At 46.8% G+C, this 201-nt stretch carries 1 protein-coding gene; it reads right to left on the bottom strand.

The features are described 5' to 3' along the window. The coding region (locus Q0921_RS25020) for a hypothetical protein (protein WP_299261906.1) at nt 1–201 on the bottom strand (201 nt) is incomplete at both ends.

The raw sequence follows: 201 nt of genomic DNA, 5'->3' as shown, positions 1-201 counted from the left end.
TCACTCGCAGTAATCTCTGCAAAGTTTGTATAGTTACCTGTAGCGGTTACTACCGCTGTATAGGTCAATACTAATGGTGTGGTCGTTGTAACACTAAGTCCACTCCAACTGATCAATCCGCCAGTCTCACTTCCACTGTTACTGATCGCTCCAATGGTAGTATAACCATCGGGAACCGTATCGCCAACGCCAACTCCGGTA

This window comes from uncultured Aquimarina sp. (assembly GCF_947496855.1).
In the GTDB taxonomy this organism is placed as follows: domain Bacteria; phylum Bacteroidota; class Bacteroidia; order Flavobacteriales; family Flavobacteriaceae; genus Aquimarina.
Note: the sequence above shows the minus strand (reverse complement) of the source record. Positions and strands in the feature narration are given on the sequence as shown.